This window comes from Curtobacterium sp. B18, assembly GCF_000333375.1.
Taxonomy (GTDB): Bacteria; Actinomycetota; Actinomycetes; order Actinomycetales; family Microbacteriaceae; genus Curtobacterium.
In genome coordinates this window covers 1-911 of sequence record NZ_BACZ01000435.1, presented here as the reverse complement: position 1 = coordinate 911, position 911 = coordinate 1, and the positions used below count along the sequence as shown (strand labels likewise).

Here is a 911-nt window from a genome sequence, read left to right as displayed (position 1 = left end):
AACTCCTTCTACCTGGCCGAGGAGATCCTGTCGACGATGTCGAGCAAGCGCGAGATCCGCGTCTCGGACCGGGCGACGATCTTCAACCTCATGATCGGCCTCGGCGGGTACACGATCTCGACCGGGCTCATCAGCGACGACCTCGACCCGGAGATCGTCGCGATCCCGCTCGAGGTCGACGAGCGCATCGAGATCGGCTGGATCGCGCACGCCTCGGTGCCCCTCACCGTGCAGGCGCAGACGTACCTGGACGAGCTGCGGGCCGTGGTCACGAGCTACGGCGTCGAGCCGCTGGGGTAGTCCGCCACCGGCGGGCGGACCCGCACCGACCGCATGCGCGGTGACCAGCCTGGAGGCGCGACCCCCCCCGTCAGGCGGGTCGCGCCTCCAGGCTGCCGCACGCACGACGCAGGCCGCTGCGGACCGCCGTATCGTTGCTCCCGGTCCGCGTCGAGCCCGCGGCACGGAGGGAACAGCCATGAGCATGGAAGGCGCGGCCTGGAGCTCGCTCTACAAGATCTCGACCGCCAAGGACGGCAAGCACGGGTTCTCCCGCGAATCGCTCCGGCGGATCATGACGTTCGCCACGCCGTACCGCGCCAAGCTCGTGGTCTTCATCGCCCTGTCGATAGTGGGCGCGTTCCTCGCGGTCGCGACGCCGGTGCTCGCGGGCCAGGTGGTGGACGTCATCGCCGCCCGGGGCGCGGTCGGCACGATCGTCTGGCTCGCGGTGGTCATCGCCCTCGTCGCCGTCGCCGACGCTGCCTCGTCGCTGGTGACCCGGTGGTACTCGGCCCGGATCGGCGAAGGGGTGATCCTCGACCTGCGCACGGCGGTCTTCGACCCCGTGCAAAAGATGCCGATCGCCTTCTTCACCGGACCCGCACGGGTGCGTTCGTCAGCCGGCTCAA

2 pseudogenes are annotated in these 911 nt (G+C 69.9%); both read left to right on the top strand.

Features of this window, described 5'->3' with window-relative positions:
- Window positions 1-300 (top strand): annotated as a pseudogene (locus I5E_RS11985) (LysR family transcriptional regulator); the annotation flags it as partial.
- A 178-nt stretch (window positions 301-478) separates the two neighbouring features.
- Window positions 479-911: pseudogene (locus tag I5E_RS11980) on the top strand (ABC transporter transmembrane domain-containing protein); the annotation flags it as partial.